A 16,205-nucleotide genomic window follows, 5' to 3' on the forward strand; every position below is an offset into this window, starting at 1 on the left:
CCCTTAACCGCGTGGAGTCGCGACGGCTGCGAGCTTGGGCGCGGTTTTTTCCGGCGCCACTTGCTCCAGGTTGCTGGCTTCAAGCGCTTGTCGTTGTTGGGCCAAGGCGGCGAGGGTTTCCTTGCTGGCCATCGGGATGGTTTCCGGGGCGACCGGCGCACCCGGGCGCACACGCTGCAGGCCCTTGACGATAATGGTGTCGTCTTTGTTCAGGCCGCTGCGCACGATGCGCAAACCTTCGATCTTCGGCCCCAGTTCCACCGAGCGGTAGGCTGGCTTGTCGCCTTCCATCACCAGCACGAACTTCTTGCCCAGGTCGGTGCCGACCGCTTCATCGTTGATCAGCACGGCGGAGTAAGTGCCGCTGCCGACCAGTTTCAGGCGGGCGTACAAGCCAGGGGTGTATTCGCCTTTGCTGTTGTCGAATACCGCGCGGCCACGGATGGTGCCGGTGGCCGGGTTGACCTGGTTGTCGACGAAGTTCATCTGGCCCAGGTGCGGGTTGCCGGTTTCATTCGACAGGCCCAGGTACACCGGGGTGGTCGCGCCACGGCGACCCTGGCGGGCGAGTTCGGTGTACTTGAGGTACACGCGCTCATCGGCGTCGAAGTAGGCGTAGACCTTGTCGGTGGAGACCACGCTGGTCAGCGCGGTGACGTCGGCGGTGACCAGGTTGCCAGCGGTGATCTCGGCACGGCTGACACGGCCGCTGATCGGCGCGATGACGCGGGTGAAGCTCAGGTTCAGCTTGGCCAGGTCCAACTGCGCCTGGATGCCGGCGACAGCGGCGCGGGCTTCCTGGGCGGCGGTGGTGCGCGAGTCGGCCAGTTCGGCGGAGATCGCGTTGCTCTGACGCAGGCGTTCGCCCCGTTGCGCTTCGTTATCGCTGCGGGTGGCGGCGGCTTTGGTCTGTTGCAGTTGGGCTTCGAGGCGGCGCACCTCGGCCTGGAACGGGCGTGGGTCGATCTGGAACAGCAGGTCGCCTTTCTTCACGAGGGCGCCTTCGGTGAAGGCCACCTGATCGATCTGGCCGGACACCCGTGGACGGATCTGCACGGTTTCCGGTGCTTCCAGGCGTCCGGTGAATTCGTCCCACTCGTTGACCGGTTGCTCAAGCACCTTGGCCACGCTGATTTTTGCAGGAGGCATGGCGGCCGCTTGTTCCGGGGTTTTGCCGCACGCGCTCATCACCGCCACGGCCAGAATCGCCAGGGGCAAGCGTAAGTGTTTGAGTGTCTGTTCCATGAGGTGTATCCGCCAATGTATTTGAGATGGGCGGATCATGCGCGGGGAGCTGCTAGGTCACGAATCGAATGAAGCAAAGATAACTATCATTCGGAATGATATAAGCGCGGAGTGAGCCCTCTAGTCTGCGGGTTTCATTAGGCAGCTATCAATATGCTTGATGACAAAGGCATGTTGCGCGCGCTGCAAGGAACGCCGCAATGCCTACCTGGCACTGTCGCTCGCCAGCTGCGCAACGATGCGTTCTATCAACATTCTCACCCGTCTGGGCTGAATGCGCGTGGGCGGGTAGACGATGTTCAGCGCTGTGCGGCCCAGGTCGTAATCCTCGAGCACCTCGACCAAGCGGCCGGCGTCGAGATCGGCACGCACGTCCCACACCGATTTCAAGCAAATCCCGTGGCCGGCCAGGCACCATTGGCGGACCAGCGCGCCGTCGTTCGCCACGCGGCGGCCACGCACCATGATCCGGCGGGTCTGCCCGTGCTGCGTGAACGCCCACTCCCGCGAAATATTGACGCCGAAGCGCATCACCAGGCACTCGTGCGCGGCCAGGTCCTCGGGGTGTTGCGGGGTGCCGTGGCGCGCCAGGTACAGCGGTGATGCACACACCACTCGGCGGTTTTCGCCAATCAGGCGGGCATGCAGGGTGCTGTCGGCCAGCGCGCCGAAGCGCACGGCGAAGTCGATCCCCTGGCCGACGGGGTCGACATAGCCATCGCTGAGGTTCAGGTCGATGCTGACCTGCGGGTGCTCCTGCATGAACTGCGCAAGGATCGGCTCGATGTATTGGCGACCGAAGTCTTGCGGGGCGCTGAGGCGGATCGGCCCGCAAAGGGTGTCGGCGCCCAGGCGAATGCTGGTGTGCAATTCGTCGGCGTCTGCCAACAGGCGATGCGCGCCATCGACCAGCAGGCGGCCTTCATCCGTGAGGTTGATCGCGCGGGTGGTGCGCTTGAGCAGGCTGGCGCCGTAGAAACTCTCCAACTGCGCCAGCCGTTCCGACACCGAGGCCGGCGATAAGCCCAGTTCCCTGCCGGCGGCAGACAGCCCGCCTTTCTCGACGATCAGCAAAAACAGCTCAAGGTTCTTCAGTAGCATTATTCGGTTTTTCCGAAAGTGATTTTTGATTTCAGCTCAATTATCAAAATAAACCTAAAGGACTAACGTTGCATCCGTGTTTATTCAACGGAGTTACCGTCATGTCATCTGTGAACCTGCAACGGCGTACCTTCCTGGCCCAGGCGGGCGCGGGCGCCGCGGTGTTGACCGCCGGATCGCTGCTCGGCAGCGCCAACGCGAGCGCGGCGCAGGCCGGGCAGAGTGGGGCGGCACCGGCTGCGCGCCAGGCCAAGGGTGGTTTCTGGCCCGGCGACACACGGCTTGTGGTCTCGATCTCGATGCAGTTCGAGGCCGGTGGGCAACCGCTGAAGGGCACCGACAGCCCGTTTCCCAAGGTGGACTTCCCCGACAGCGTGCCCGCTGACCCGGCCACCAATACCTGGTTCGCCTATGGCTACCGCGAAGGCATTCCCAGGCTGCTCGACCTCTGGGACCGGCATGGGGTGAAGGTCACCAGCCACATGATCGGCGATGCGGTGAAGCGGCATCCGCAGTTGGCCCGGGAAATCGTCGCGCGCGGACACGAGGCGGCGGGCCATGGCCCGCGCTGGAGTTCGCAATTTGCCATGAGCCGCGATGAAGAACGCACGTTCCTGCGCCAGGCCGCGAGCATGGTGCAGGACGTCACCGGCCAGCCGGTCAGCGGCTACAACTGCAATTGGCTGCGCCGTGGCCCCAACACCCTGGCGCTGCTGCAAGAGCTTGGCTACGTCTATCACATCGACGATGTGAGTCGCGACGAGCCGTTTATCGAGCAGGTCAACGGCCAGGATTTCGTGGTGGTTCCGTACACCTTGCGCAACAACGACATCGTCTTGATCGAAGGCCGCAACTACTCACCGTCGCAGTTCCTGGAACAGGTGAAGCTGGACTTTGACCAGTTGTACGAAGAGGCCGGCAGCCGGCGCCGCATGATGTCGATCAGCGCCCACGACCGCATCAGCGGTACGCCGCAAATGGTCCGGGTCTGGGATGAGTTTTTGCGCTATGCCAACCGCCACCCCGGCGTGGCCTTCATGCGCAAGGACGCTATCGCGCAGTACACCCTTAAAAGCCCGCTTAGCCTGCGCGAACACGAGACCCTCTGAGCCCATCACCCAAGGAGATTCTTCAATGAAACCCTCACCTATAGCGCGCGTTTGCCTCATCGCCACACTCTTGACCTCGACCTTTTCCGGCGCCGTCCTCGCGGCCAGCACTGAACTGGTCAAGCCGGGTGTGCTGGTGGTGGACAAGAGCCTCCCGCCTGCGCAACTGGCGCTCATGGAAACCGCCGCCCGCCGTTATGACACCTTCTGGGATACCGGCGACGAAAGCCTGGCCCGTGAGGCGCTGGCCGCAGATTTCATCGACAAAACCCCACCGGCCGGACGTAAACAAGGCCCCGAAGGCCCGTTGCTCGCCTCCCGGGCGTTTCGTGAAGCGGTGCCGGACCTGCGTTGCGAGGTCGAACACATGCTCATCGCCGGCGACCGCGTGGTGGTTCACCTGCATTTTCGCGGGCACTTCACCGGCACCTTCGGCCAGATCAAGGGCGGTGGGCAGCCCGTGGACTTTATCGCCACCGATATCTATCAGATCGACAACGGCAAGATCGCCGCCAACTGGCACATCGAAGACAACCTCACCTTGATGAAACAGTTGGGCGCCCTGTAATCCTTGAGAGGCATCGCGTGCCTGACACTTCGGGCCAGGTCGAAGCATGCTGGGGTGGCAATTTTTTACAATTGCGGCTTCTATTAGCAGCGGTGCTGCCACGCGAGGAAACCTCATGACTGCGTCCATCGATCCCGGCCTGCTGGCTATCTATGAAGCCTGGCACGCCAGCGTCTGTGCCGGCGACCTGGCCGCGACGGCGGCGTTGTATGCCGAGCAGGCGGTGTTCGAAACGCCGCTGGTGCTGGCGATCTACCCCGACCACGGCAGCGGCGTGCTGGTCGGCCGGGAGACGATCCAGCGGTTCATGGAGGACAGCAAGCGCCGCTTTCCCAATGACCTGGCTGAGTGGTATCGCAGCGATAAAGCCTTCATCAACGGCCGCAACCTGACGTGGGAATACCCGCGCAAGACGCCGACGGGGGAGCAGGTCGACCTGATGGAAATGATGGAGATAGAAAACGGCTTGATCACCTGCCACCGCGTGTATTGGGGCTGGTATGGCGTGCGCTTGCTGGCGCCAGTGCTGGCGAAGGCGCAAGCGCTGTGAACCCGCGTGCGGCGGTTGCCATCATTGGTGGGTCGGTGACCGGTGTCGCGGCGTTTATCCAACTGGTGCGCGCCGGCAACGCCAAGCGTATCGACATCATCGATCCCGAGGGGCTGGCGGACTCGATTGCCTTCGGTGTCTGCGAGGACGTGCTGTTATGCAATACCTCGGTGCAGACCCTGTCGATACTGGACGATGAACCGCACGACTTTCAGCGTTACCTCCAGGCGCAGGGCATCGACGTCGGCGAAGACGCGTTTGTGCCACGGACCTGGGTGGCGGGCTATCTCAAGCAACGCTATGCCGAGTACCGCGATGTGGCCGAGGCCCGGGGCATTGCACATCGGATCGTGCGGGCGACGGTGCGGCATATCCAGCCGGTCGCTCGCGGCGACTATCGCCTGGTGCTGGATGACGGCGGCGACCTGCGCGCCTGTGCCGTGTTGGTCTGCACCGGCAGTGCCGCGCCGTTCGTGCCGCCGCTGGTCAGCCCGCATGTCGGCGCGCCGGGCATTTTCTCCACGCCATACCCGGCCAAGGCCTGGCTGGACAGCCTGGATAAACCGTCACGGGTCTTGGTGCTGGGCAGTCGCCTGTCGGCGGTCGACAGTGTGTTGCTGCTCTGCGGCGCGGGGCACCAGGTGCTGATGGCGTCGCCTTCCGGGCGTTTGCCGGGCGTGCGTACCGCCACCCCCCGGCGTGGCGCGGTGGCCCTGGATGAAGCGCGATTCGCCCGGCTGGACCTGGAAAACCCCAAGCTGTACTGGCACTTGCTGCGCATCGTTGCGCGGGCGACCAAGGCGATCAATGGCCGCTCGCTGCGCGAACAAGTCGATCGCAGCGCGGAGCCCATCCAGCGCCTGCGCGGCGAGGTCGCCTTGGCCCGACGGGGCGCGACGGACTGGCAGAACCTGTTGGTGCAGTGCATGGACCTAGCCGACGGGAAGTTGCGCGCGGCGCCGCCCTCGGTGCGCGTGGCGGCGCTGCAAAACTGCTGGGAAGCGGTCGGGCGTTACCTGTTCGCGGTGCCTTTGCAGACCGCAACCACGCTGCTGCGCCTGATCGACGAAGGGCGCCTGCAACTGGCCGCGCACTTGCCGACACAGCTTGAGTGGCAAGGCCAATGGCGGGTCCACGATGCCCAGGGGCGCATCGAGGCGGTGGATGCGGTGGTGTGCGCCAGCGGTTTTCATAAACAGTTTTTCCATGCCTCGCGCAACGGCCTTGAGCTGCAGGTGCCGCCGGCAACGCCGTGTACGCCGCCTTATGTGTCAGCGCAGTTGCAGGTCAGCCTGCCCGGCGCCGAAGCGCCGGAAGACATCTGGCTGCTGGGCATGGCCTCGTACCTGGCGGCGCCGATGGTCAATTCGGTGTACCAATCGGTGCGCCAGGCCCGCGAGGTGGTGATGCTGCTCGCCGAGCACCCTTCATTCATGGACAAACACGCAACCGAGGCAGTGGCATGAAAGTGTATGGCGACAGAGGTTCGAGCAATACCCGGCGCGTACTGACGACCGCCGCTTACCTGGGGCTTGAGGTCGAATTCGTCTTCCTCGACCTGTTCAGTGGCGAAAACCGCACGCCGGAGTACCTGGCGCTCAACCCCAACGGCACGATCCCGACCTTGGTCGACGGCGACGTGGTGCTGTTCGAAGCCTCGGCGATCATGATTTACCTGGCGGAACGGGCCGGCTCGTCATTGCTGCCCGCGGGCAACGCCAAGTACGAAACGCTCAAATGGATGTTCTGGGCCGCCGAGCATTTTCGTCGCGGGCCCACGGTGCTGATCGAGCAGCGGTTCATGGACCGCCTCAAAGGCCGCGCCGAGAACCCGACCCTGGTGGCCGAAGCGCTGCAGGCGATCCACCGCTACACGGCGGTGCTCGACGGGCACTTGCGCACCCGGCGCTTTGTGGTGGGCGACGCGTTGAGCCTGGCGGACATCGACCTGGCGGCCCCGCTGAGTCATATCCCGCGGACCCAGGCGCCGTTTCTGGAGTATCCCCATGTGGCGGCCTGGTACGCACGGATCAATGCGCTGCTCGCCTGGCAGCAGAGCGGGGTGGCCCAGGAGCGCCGCATCGCCGAAATCGAGCGCTTGTTCAGCTCGCAACAGGTGCCGGCATAAGGGTTTTCCTGGCCGGGGTCACGGCATGCAGCGGTGCTTCGAGATGGCGCAGGTGCTCAATCCCCAGATGCAGCTTGAATGCCCGCCAGCCCGAGCCGGTCACATGTACCGCGCGCGAGCCGGCGGTTCGGCGCAGCCAACCCAACTGGCAAAAAGTCTCCAGCAGGTGGGTGCCGAGCGGCCCGGCGATGTGGTGTTGCCGTTCGGTCCAATCCAGGCAGCGGCGGGCCTGGAGGTGGTCGTGCAAGCATGGCTCGCCGGCCTGCGGGTTGAGTGACTGCAGCCACTCGGTACCACGCCGGGTGAGCACGTATTCGCGCTCGTCGCTTTCAAGGAGAAAACCCTGCTCCAGCATGCCTTGGGTCACCGCTACGCCGACCTGGCCGGCCAGGTGGTCGTAGCAGCAACGGGCAAAACGCAATTCATGGGCCGAACGGTTGGGCAGGCTACGCCACGAACTGGTTTGCGGTGCGACCGCCGCCAGGCTTTCCAGCACATGGGACACATCGGGGCCGGCCAATTGATAGAAGCGGTTGCGGCCCTTGATCTCCACGGTGAGCAAGCCGCCGTCGAGCAGCTTCGCCAGGTGCGAACTGGCCGTCTGCGGCGTCACGCCAGCGGCATCGGCCAAGGCGCTGGCAGACATCGAACTGCCATCTGCCAGGGTGATCAGGATCACTGCGCGCACGGGTTCGGCGATCAGGTAGGCGATGGATGAGATTTTTGGCTGGGTCATTCCGTCGAACTCCGTGCTGTGCCAGGTGAAATCGGATTTCAGGATGACATAAACATAAACACTTCGACACAGCTCGAAGCGTTTATCCCAGAAAGCTGCATATAGTCGAGCCGCCCCCTTAAAGGACGCTCGCGGTCATGACCTCCAACACTCGCTACCAACGACAAGTACTGATTGCGACGAGTCTGAGCTATGTGGTCGTTATCCTCGACACTTCGATTGTCAACGTGGCAGTTGAATCGATTTCCCGCACCTTTGGCTCGGGTATCACCGGGCTGCAGTGGGTGATCAACGCATATACCCTGACCTTCGCCAGCCTGCTGCTGACGGGCGGCCTGCTGGGCGATCGTTTCGGCGCGAAGAAAATCTACGCCGTCGGCCTCGGCCTGTTTGCCCTGGCCTCGGCGTTGTGTGGCCTGGCCACCGACCTGCCGGAGTTGGTCGGTGCGCGGGTCCTGCAGGGGCTGGGCGCCGCGTTGCTGGTGCCGTGTTCCTTGATGTTGATCAACAGCGCTTACCCGCAGACCCACCAGCGCGCCGGCGCCATTGGCGTGTGGGCCGGGTGCGGCGGCATCGCCATGGCGGCCGGACCGCTGGTGGGCGGTGTACTGATCGAGCTGTTCGGCTGGCGCAGCATCTTCTTGATCAACGTGCCGATCGCCCTGGTGGGCGTGTGGCTGACCTCGCGCATCCCGTCTTCGGCACCGTTGGCGCCAAACCGGCACTTGGACGTCACTGGGCAAGTCGCCGCGATTATCGCGCTGGCGACCTCGGTGGCGGTGCTGATTGAAGGGGCGAAGCTGGGGTGGAACTCCGAATGGGTGTACGCCTGCGTGTTCGTGGCCTGTATCGCCTGGTGCGTGTTCTTTGTGACCGAAAGCCGCCACAAGGACCCGATGCTGCCGCTGCAGTATTTCCGCAACCCGGTGTTCTCGGGGGCGACGCTGCTGTCGCTGGCATCGGCCCTGGTGTTCTATGGCCTGTTTTTCCTGCTCAGCGTGTACTTCCAGAGCGAGCGTGGCTGGTCGCCGCTGGACACCGGGCTGGCTTTCCTGCCATTGACCGCCATGGTCACCCTGGGCAGCTTCACCTGCGGCCGGCTGACCCGTGCGTATGGCGCGCGCGCCGTGCTGTGTGCGGGGTTCGGCCTGTACACCGTGGGGTTTATCGGCCTGTTCGCCCTGGCCAGTGACGCACCGTACTGGCGTATCGCAGTGTGCTACCCGGCCGTGGGGTTCGGTGCCGGGATCATCACCCCGGCCGCCACCTCCGTGCTGATGAGTGTGGTCGACCGCGCCAAGGCCGGGGTGGCGGCGGGCACACTCAATGCCAGCCGCCAAAGCGGCTCCGCCTTCGGCGTGGCGATCTTCGGCGCCTTGCTCACCTCGATTCAGCCCCTGGGCGATGCCATCGACGTCGCCGTCAGCGTCGCCATCGGTTTGTCGTTGCTCGCCATGCTGATGGCCGCCCTGGTGTTGAAAGCGCCGGCGGCGCAACCCGTGGAAAGTTGATGGGCCTGCACCTGTAAAGGCGATTGCCCGGCACGTTTTCGTGACATTCGCGAGGCGTCGCTGCACCTGAAAAACATCATCAATAGGGATAATGATCATGAATCTGCGTTCTGCACCTGCAGTTGTCGATATGGCGGGGATCGGCATCGGTCCGGCCAACCTTAGCCTGGCGGCGCTGGCCCAGCCCAAACCGAGCATTAGCGCAGCGTTCTTCGAGCGCAGCAGCGAATTTCAATGGCATGCGGGGATGATGGTGCCCGAAGCCAAACTGCAGGTGCATTACCTCAAGGACCTGGTCAGCCTGGTGGACCCGTCCAACCCGCTGTCATTCCTCGCTTACCTGGCGCAGAAAAAACAGCTGCTCAGTTTTATCAACGCGCATTTCGAGCAGGTGCTGCGCCGCGAGTTCAACCAGTACTACCGCTGGGCGTGCAGCCAGCTGCCGAATCTGCATTTCAACAGCGAAGTGCGTTCGGTGACGTTCGATAACGGCCTGTTCCTGCTCCAGGGCGATACCTGGGCGCAACCGGCGCGCCACCTGGTGTTGGGCACCGGGCAGCAACCGTCGATCCCGGCGTGCGCGCAGGCGCATCTGGGCGATACGCTGTTTCACTCCTCGCAGTACATGACCCGCAAGCGCAGCTTCAAAGACCAGCGCGTGGTGGTGATCGGTGGCGGCCAGACCGGGGCCGAAATCATCCAGCACCTGCTGTCCGACACCGCCGCCTTGCCCGCCAGCGTGACCTGGGTCTCGCGGCGCTGGAATTTTTCGCCGCTGGATGAGTCGCCGTTTACCAACGAGCTCTACACCCCGCAGTACAGTGACCACTTTTTCGCCCAGCCCGAGGCCGTGCGCCGGCCATTGCTGGTCGAGCAGAAACTGGCGAGCGATGGCATTTCCCAAGCGTTGTTGCAGTCGATTTATCGCCGCCTGTACGAGCTCAAGCACGTCTTGCAGCACCCCTGTCACATTCGCTTGCTGCCCGGGCGCGAGTTGACCGCGATTCAGCAGCGCCCCCATCACTGGAGCCTGTTGATGGCGCACGGGCACAGCCAGGTGCAGGAGGAACTGAGTGCCGACACCGCGGTGCTGTGTACAGGCTATGCCTACCAGATGCCGGCGTGCCTGGCGGCGCTCGAATCACGGATTACCCGATGCAACGGCGAGTATGTCTTCAACGATGACTATTCCGTCGCCTGGGATGGGCCGCAGGGCTCGGCCATCTATGTGCAAAACGCCGCGCGCAGCCAGAAAGGCATCGCCGACCCGAACCTGGGCCTGATCCCCTGGCGTTGCGCGAACATCATCAACAGCGTCAGCGGGCAAGCCCTGTACGACTTGGATGAGCCCGAGGCGTTCGTCCAATGGGGCGCCAACGAAGTATTCGACGAGGTCGGCGATGCGCGTTTCGATCGCCTGACCGCTCTCGCCAATTAGACCCAGGAGCCCGGTCATGGAACCCATCACACTTGCTCCCAACGGCAATGCCCCGGTGATTCGAGAAACCGAGGAGTCCGTGGCGCCGGAAGGCGTGCGCCTGTACCTGCACCACTTTGCCGGCAAACTGGCCAATGCGCCGATCCAGTCATCGCGTTTCACCCTCGAGCCACACAGCGCGACCGACGAAGACAAGCACGCCGTGAACGAAATCTGGTTTATCAGCGGCGGCGAGCTGGACGTCTTCTACGACGGCACCTGGCACGCGGTCAGAAATGGCGAAAGCCTTTATTTCGCGCCCTGGCGGCCGCATTTCGCGCGCAACAACGGCACGACCCAGGTCCAGGTGTTTTCGGTGTGGTGGGCATGAGCATGGAGCAGCACTTCGACCTGGTGATTGTCGGAGGCGGCATTATCGGTGCCTGGGCGTTGCATCATGCGACGCAACGCTATCCCCACTGGCAGATTCTGCTGATCGACCGCTACCGCATCGGCGACGGGGCCACCGCCCATTCGGCGGGTGTGCTGCTGGCCACCGGCCGCTCGCCGCGCGAACGGAGCCTGGCCGGGGAGAGCGCCGAGCTGTATCGGGCCCTGCGTGATCGCCTGGGCATCCGCACCACCCAGGCGCCGGTGTACTGGCTGGCCGAACGCAGCTTTAGCGCAGACATCGAGCAGGCCCTGGTCGATGCGCCGGTTCAGCCCGCCGACCTGTGCGCGCCGGACCTGGGCTTACGCCTGGGCGCCTCACTCAAGGTTGGCGCGAACGAAAGCCTGTTGCGTGGCGGCACCGCCGAAAGCTATGAGCCACCGCTGGTGGCGCGGTTGCTGATCGGCCACAGCCTGGCCAGTGCCCATGTGCGCTGCATCGAAGGCGTGGGCGTGCAGCAGATCGATGCGCTGGGCAGCGGCACGCGCATCACCCTGGCCGACGGCGCCACGCTGCGCGCCCGCCGCACCCTGGTTGCCACGGGGCCGTGGGTCAGCGAGCCGCCGTTCGACGCGCTTGCCGCGCGCCATGGGCTGCGAGTGAAGAAGGTGGTGGCCCTGCATATCGACGGCGTACCGCCGAGCAACGCCGCGGCGCTGTTCCTGCCGCAATCCGACGCTTACCTGATGCCATTGGCGGCGCGTAACCAGTGGTTGTTCAGCTTCCGGTGCGATGAATGGGACGTTGCGCCGCGCAAACACGCACTGGAAATCAACCGCCACGATGTACAGGTGGCCACCCGCACGCTGGCGCACTACCTGCCCGAGCTGGTGGCCCGCTGTCGCGGCGGCCGGGTGTTCTGCGACAGCTACAGCCCCGGCGGAGAGTCGCAGGTGAGCTTCGACGCCGGGCAGAACCTGGTGTTTGCCGGCGCCGGCAGCGGCGCCGGTTTCCGCCTGGCACCGGGCATTGCCCGCGAAGCCGTGGACCTGCTCGTCGCCCAGTGGCCCGATGCGCCCGCTACCGCCAAACCCACCCTTTCTACTGTTTCGATGGATTGAAAAGATGACCGCTATCGCCGCGCAAACCTTCTTCCTGATGCCCATCCCGCCGACTCCGAACGGCAGGCTGCACCTGGGGCATATCGCCGGGCCGTACTTGCGCATGGACATGCTGGGGCGCTACCTGCGCAGCCAGGGCCATCGTGTCGACGTGGTCTCGGCGGTCGACGGCTTCGACTCCTATGTGCTGTGGAAGGCCCTGCAAGAGCAGCGCACGCCCGAAGCCGTGGTGCGCGACTATCACGGGCAAATCGCCCATGACCTGCGTGCGCTGGATGTCGAGGTGGATGACTTCCTCGACCTGGTGCAAGGCCCCTATGCGCAGCAGCATGCGCGCAATGCCCAGCGCACGGTGGAGCGCCTGGTGGCGCTCGGGGTGACGCAAAGCGTGGTCGAACGCGTGCTGTATTGCCCGGACACCCGGCGCTACATGGCGGGGGCCTGGCTGCTGGGGCAATGCCCGTATTGCCGGGCGGGGGCGGGCGGCTATTTTTGCGAAGCCTGCGGCGCACTGTTTCGCCCGGAAGCCATGCTTGACCCGCAACCGCGCATGGGCGACAGCCCCCTGCACTGGGTTGAGGTCGAAAGCCTGTTTCTGACCGTCGCCCACCCCGAGCAGTTGCTGCAGCGCATGGCGACCTCCGGTGCGCCGGCGTCGATCGTCGAGGTGATTGCGCGCTTCCTGGAACGGGAAAACGGCCGGGTGCGGCTGACCGCGCCGGGCGAATGGGGCGTTGCCTGGAGCCCGGACCGCTTCGGCAACCCGCGCGTGTTGTTCGAGTCGGGCTGGGAGTATGCGCTGACCTGCGCCGACCGATCCCAGGAACAGGCGCCCGAGCACGGCCATGCCATGCTGCGCAGCAGCGAGGTGACGACGCTGGTCAGTTTTGGCATCGACAACGCGGTGCTGCTGTTGGCCGGCAGTGTCGCGGTGATGGATGCGTTGCAGGATCACCGCTCATTCGATTACGTGTTGACCAATTACTTCTACAACCTGCAAGGCGCGAAGTTTTCCACCAGCCGCCTGCATGTGGTGTGGGCCGCCGATATCGTCGAAAAGACCCCGGCGACCAGCGACGCGGTGCGTTACTTCCTGAGCCGCGAAAGCCCCGAACAGGGCGAAACCAACTTCGCCGTGGAGGAGTTTGTCGAGGTGGTCAATGTGGACCTGGCCGGTGCGCTCGACGGTCGCATCGACCTGGCGCTGGCCGCCCTCGATCACACGCGGCCGCAGTCCATCGACCCGGCGCTGTGGCCGGCCCTGGAGCTGGCCGTTACGCGGTTGGGGCAGGCCTTCCGGTTGGACGCGGTGTCGGTGCGCGAAGCCTGGGACGTGCTGCATCAATGGATGCAACGCCCCGACCTGGACGTCACGCAGCCCGCCCACGCCTACCTGTGGCTCAAGGGCCTGGCGTACCTGGCCGCGCCGATCATGCCGCGCCTGGCCGAGTACCTGTGGCAGCGCCTGGGGCATGACGTTTTGCCGCTGATCCAGGCGCTGCACGCTGCCTCGCAGCCACGTCCGCAGACCTCGGCGCGCCCGCGCTTTGCGCCGCTGTCGCCGGCCGCATTGGCGCCGTGCCTGCCTGCCAGCGTGGTGCTTGCCGGGGCCACCAACGATGCATGAATACGCCGACGTTATCGTGATCGGCGCCGGCACCACCGGTACCGCCGCAGCCTGGCACCTGGCGCGGGCCGGGGCGTCGGTCAGGCTGCTCGATAAAGGCGCGATTGCCAGCGGTTCGTCGGGCGCATCGCCGGGGATCGTGCGGGCTTACTATGCCGACCCCGCCCTCAGCTACCTGGCGACGCAAGGTGTGCGGGCCTATCGCGAGTGGCCGCAGCACTATCCCGGCGCATGCGGCTACCAGCGCACGGGGTTCCTGACCGGTATTGCCGGGCACGCGCAAGCGACCACCCAGGCCAATGTCGCGCGTCTGCGGGCAGCGGGCGCGCCGCTTGAATGGCTCTGCCCCGAGCAGATACGGGAGCGGGTGCCGGACCTGTACACCGATGGCCTGGCGGGCGCGGTCTACGAACCGGACGCCGGTTATTGCGACCCGCGTCTTACCGCGCGCAGCTTTGCCGCCGGTGCGAGCGCCCTGGGCGCGGTGATCGAAGAGGGCCGGGCGGCGCGGCGGATTGTGCGCCAGGCCGGCCGCGTCATCGGCGTGCAGACCGACTGCGGGTTTATCGCCAGCAGCCATGTGATCAACGCCGCCGGGCCGTGGGCCGCCGCACTGGCCGCCGAGTGCGGCGCGCCGCTGCCGATTCACGCCACACGGCAATGCGTGGGCATTCTCGAGGTCTGCGGCGCGGATAAGCCGATGCCGGGCTACTGCGACCGCGACGTCGGCTTCTACCTGCGCCCGGATCGCCCCGGCAGCTACGTGATCGGCGCGCTGGGCGGCGCCGAAGGGGCGCCCATCGACCCGGATGCCTTCGACGGCACCTTCAGCGACACTCAGGTGTTGGCCTACCGTGACCGCGCCGCGCAACGCGTGCAACGTCTACTGGGCGCACAGCCGATCGGGCGCCGCGTGTCGTTCTTCGACGACACGCCGGACGGTAATCCGCTGCTCGGTCCGGACCCGCGCGTGCCGGGGTTGATGGTCGCGGCAGGGTTGAGCGGGCATGGTTTCAAGTTCGCGCCGTTGTTCGGGCAGGCGATCGCGCAGTGGGTGTTGACGGGGGAGATGTCGGCGGCGATGGCGCCGTTTGCGCTGCAGCGGTTTATCGGCTGACGGGACGTGCTCAGGCTGTTGGTGGGGCAACAGCAGTTCAATAAACTGTGCGATCGCGCAGGCTTAGGTTCTGCGTAAGGTGCTGAATTTAAAGGCTTATGGGTTTGGCATGAATTGTGTTGTCAGTCGATAGGCACTGACCCGACAACGGGAGGGATAACCCCCACTTTTCAAAAGAAACCACACCCATGCACAACACCTTGCAACGCACGTTTATTGCCGGCCTGCTGGCAATCGGCACCTTGGGCGGGCTGCTGCCGGCCGCGGCCCAGGCGGCCAATGATCAACAGTTCATCCCGCTGGCGACCTACCGGGTCGGCGCCTACGCCTCCAGCGGCATCCCGTGGTGGGCGGGGGAGATCGACTACTTCCGCTATATCAATGAGGTCGAAGGCGGCGTGAACGGGGTCAAACTGGTCTGGCAAGAGTGCGAGACCGAGTGGAAGACCGACCGTATCATCGAATGCTACGAACGCTACAAGGCCGGCCTCGACGGCGCGCCGACCGGCTTCTTCTTCACCCACAGCACGCCGGCGTCCTATGCGCTGATGGACCGCGCCGCCGTCGACCATATCCCGCTGATCGACGGTGCCGGCGGGCGTACCGAATCGACCGATGGCCGCGTGTTCCCTTACGCCTTCCCGCTGTTGCTCAACTACTACGGCCAGGCGTCGGTGGGGATCAACTACATCGCCCAGCGCGAAGGCGGCCTGGACAAACTCAAGGGCAAGAAGATCGTCACGGTCTACCACGACTCCGCCTATGGCCGCGAAACCCAGGCGGCGATGCAATTGCTCGCGCAAAAGTACGGTTTCGAGAATATCCAGATCCCGGTGGCGGACCCCGGCAACGAGCAGTCGACCCAATGGCGGCAGGTCCGTCAGATCAACCCGGACTGGGTGTTCCTGCGCACCTGGGGCGTGTCCACCCCGGTCGGCATCAAGACCGCCGTGCGTTTTGGCATCCCGGTGGACCGCCTGATCGGAGACGTGTGGGCCGGCTCCGAAGCCGATGTGATCCCCGCGGGCACCGCCGCCAAAGGCTACCAGGCGCTGGCGCCGTTCCCCGGTGGCGACAGCTTCGAGATCCACCGCAAACTCAAGCAGTTCATCCTGGACCCGGGCAAGAGCAACCTCAAAGACCCGAGTTACTTCGGCAAGGTCTACTACAACATCGGCCTGATCAACGCGGCCATTGCAGTCGAAGCCTTGCGCACCGGCCAGGCCAAGTTCGGCAATCGTGGGCTGAACGGTGAGGAAACGCGCTGGGCGTTCGAGCATTTGGACATCGACGCCGCTCGCATCAAGGCGTTGGGTCTCGAAGGCTTGCTCGCGCCGTTGAAACTGTCCTGCGCCGACCACGAAGGCGGCGGTTCAGCCCGGGTGCAGCAGTGGGACGGGCAAAAATGGGTGCTGGTGACCGACTGGGTCCAGGCCGACCGCGCCACCTTGCGCCCGTTGATCGAGGCCAAGTCTGCCGCGTATGCCCAGGAGAAGGGCATCGCGGCGCGCGACTGCGCGGCCGAGTAAGCCTCAACGCAAAACACCCCGGAAAGCCGGGGTGTTTCGCAACGGGTTAACCTAT

General features: G+C 64.8%; 15 protein-coding genes. 12 read left to right on the forward strand and 3 right to left on the reverse strand.

From position 1 onward, the window contains the following. Positions 1-3 precede the first annotated feature (3 nt). Entirely contained in the window at positions 4-1,245 is a 1,242-nt protein-coding gene (gene mexE / locus JN756_RS14425) for a multidrug efflux RND transporter periplasmic adaptor subunit MexE (protein ID WP_046383238.1), read from the reverse strand. Between the two features lie 204 nt (positions 1,246-1,449). Next, positions 1,450-2,346, reverse strand: a complete 897-nt coding sequence (locus JN756_RS14430) for a LysR family transcriptional regulator (protein WP_169865883.1) — start codon at positions 2,344-2,346, stop codon at positions 1,450-1,452. 101 nt (positions 2,347-2,447) lie between these two features. Here JN756_RS14430 and JN756_RS14435 point away from each other — a divergent pair, with 101 nt between their 5' ends. The 5 genes from JN756_RS14435 (at position 2,448) to JN756_RS14455 (ending at position 6,701) form a co-directional block, all read left to right on the forward strand. Continuing rightward, positions 2,448-3,455, forward strand: coding sequence for a polysaccharide deacetylase family protein (locus JN756_RS14435; RefSeq protein ID WP_046383240.1), 1,008 nt, complete (start codon positions 2,448-2,450; stop codon positions 3,453-3,455). A gap of 25 nt (positions 3,456-3,480) precedes the next feature. Further along, positions 3,481-4,023, forward strand: coding sequence for an ester cyclase (locus JN756_RS14440; RefSeq protein ID WP_046383241.1), 543 nt, complete (start codon positions 3,481-3,483; stop codon positions 4,021-4,023). Positions 4,024-4,138: 115 nt separating this feature from the next. After that, positions 4,139-4,573 carry a nuclear transport factor 2 family protein gene (locus tag JN756_RS14445; protein ID WP_108523979.1) on the forward strand — a complete coding sequence of 145 codons (435 nt, stop codon included), beginning with the start codon at positions 4,139-4,141 and terminating at the stop codon, positions 4,571-4,573. Further along, positions 4,570-6,039, forward strand: a complete 1,470-nt coding sequence (locus JN756_RS14450; protein WP_201022196.1) for an FAD/NAD(P)-binding protein — start codon at positions 4,570-4,572, stop codon at positions 6,037-6,039. Before JN756_RS14445 ends, JN756_RS14450 begins: the two co-directional genes overlap by 4 nt. Next, a complete protein-coding gene (locus JN756_RS14455; RefSeq protein ID WP_017847290.1) occupies positions 6,036-6,701 on the forward strand; it encodes a glutathione S-transferase family protein in 666 nt (221 codons plus the stop codon). The genes JN756_RS14450 and JN756_RS14455 overlap by 4 nt, the downstream gene beginning before the upstream one ends. Here the strand turns inward: JN756_RS14455 and JN756_RS14460 are convergent. Beyond that, entirely contained in the window at positions 6,676-7,437 is a 762-nt protein-coding gene (locus JN756_RS14460; RefSeq protein WP_046383244.1) for an ArsR/SmtB family transcription factor, read from the reverse strand. The genes JN756_RS14455 and JN756_RS14460 overlap by 26 nt on opposite strands. 137 nt (positions 7,438-7,574) lie before the next feature. On the opposite strand from JN756_RS14460, the gene JN756_RS14465 reads away from it, so the two are divergent. The 7 genes from JN756_RS14465 (at position 7,575) to JN756_RS14495 (ending at position 16,150) form a co-directional block, all read left to right on the forward strand. After that, the gene (locus tag JN756_RS14465; protein WP_046383245.1) at positions 7,575-8,948 is read left to right on the forward strand and encodes an MFS transporter; all 1,374 of its coding nucleotides are present in this window, start codon (positions 7,575-7,577) and stop codon (positions 8,946-8,948) included. Positions 8,949-9,045: 97 nt separating this feature from the next. Then, positions 9,046-10,386: a lysine N(6)-hydroxylase/L-ornithine N(5)-oxygenase family protein gene (locus JN756_RS14470; RefSeq protein WP_046383246.1), complete on the forward strand. Its 1,341-nt coding sequence runs from the start codon at positions 9,046-9,048 to the stop codon at positions 10,384-10,386. A gap of 16 nt (positions 10,387-10,402) precedes the next feature. Beyond that, positions 10,403-10,756 carry a cupin domain-containing protein gene (locus JN756_RS14475; protein WP_201022197.1) on the forward strand — a complete coding sequence of 118 codons (354 nt, stop codon included), beginning with the start codon at positions 10,403-10,405 and terminating at the stop codon, positions 10,754-10,756. After that, complete coding sequence (locus JN756_RS14480; RefSeq protein WP_236255113.1) at positions 10,753-11,877, forward strand: NAD(P)/FAD-dependent oxidoreductase; 1,125 nt, start codon at positions 10,753-10,755, stop codon at positions 11,875-11,877. The genes JN756_RS14475 and JN756_RS14480 overlap by 4 nt, the downstream gene beginning before the upstream one ends. Before the next feature lie 4 nt (positions 11,878-11,881). Then, positions 11,882-13,504: a methionine--tRNA ligase gene (locus tag JN756_RS14485; protein WP_201022198.1), complete on the forward strand. Its 1,623-nt coding sequence runs from the start codon at positions 11,882-11,884 to the stop codon at positions 13,502-13,504. Then, positions 13,497-14,621 carry an NAD(P)/FAD-dependent oxidoreductase gene (locus tag JN756_RS14490; protein WP_057005525.1) on the forward strand — a complete coding sequence of 375 codons (1,125 nt, stop codon included), beginning with the start codon at positions 13,497-13,499 and terminating at the stop codon, positions 14,619-14,621. The genes JN756_RS14485 and JN756_RS14490 overlap by 8 nt, the downstream gene beginning before the upstream one ends. A gap of 188 nt (positions 14,622-14,809) precedes the next feature. Continuing rightward, positions 14,810-16,150: an ABC transporter substrate-binding protein gene (locus tag JN756_RS14495; RefSeq protein WP_057005524.1), complete on the forward strand. Its 1,341-nt coding sequence runs from the start codon at positions 14,810-14,812 to the stop codon at positions 16,148-16,150. Positions 16,151-16,205 lie beyond the last annotated feature (55 nt).

Source organism: Pseudomonas sp. Y39-6 (assembly GCF_023651955.1).
GTDB lineage: Bacteria > Pseudomonadota > Gammaproteobacteria > Pseudomonadales > Pseudomonadaceae > Aquipseudomonas > Aquipseudomonas veronii.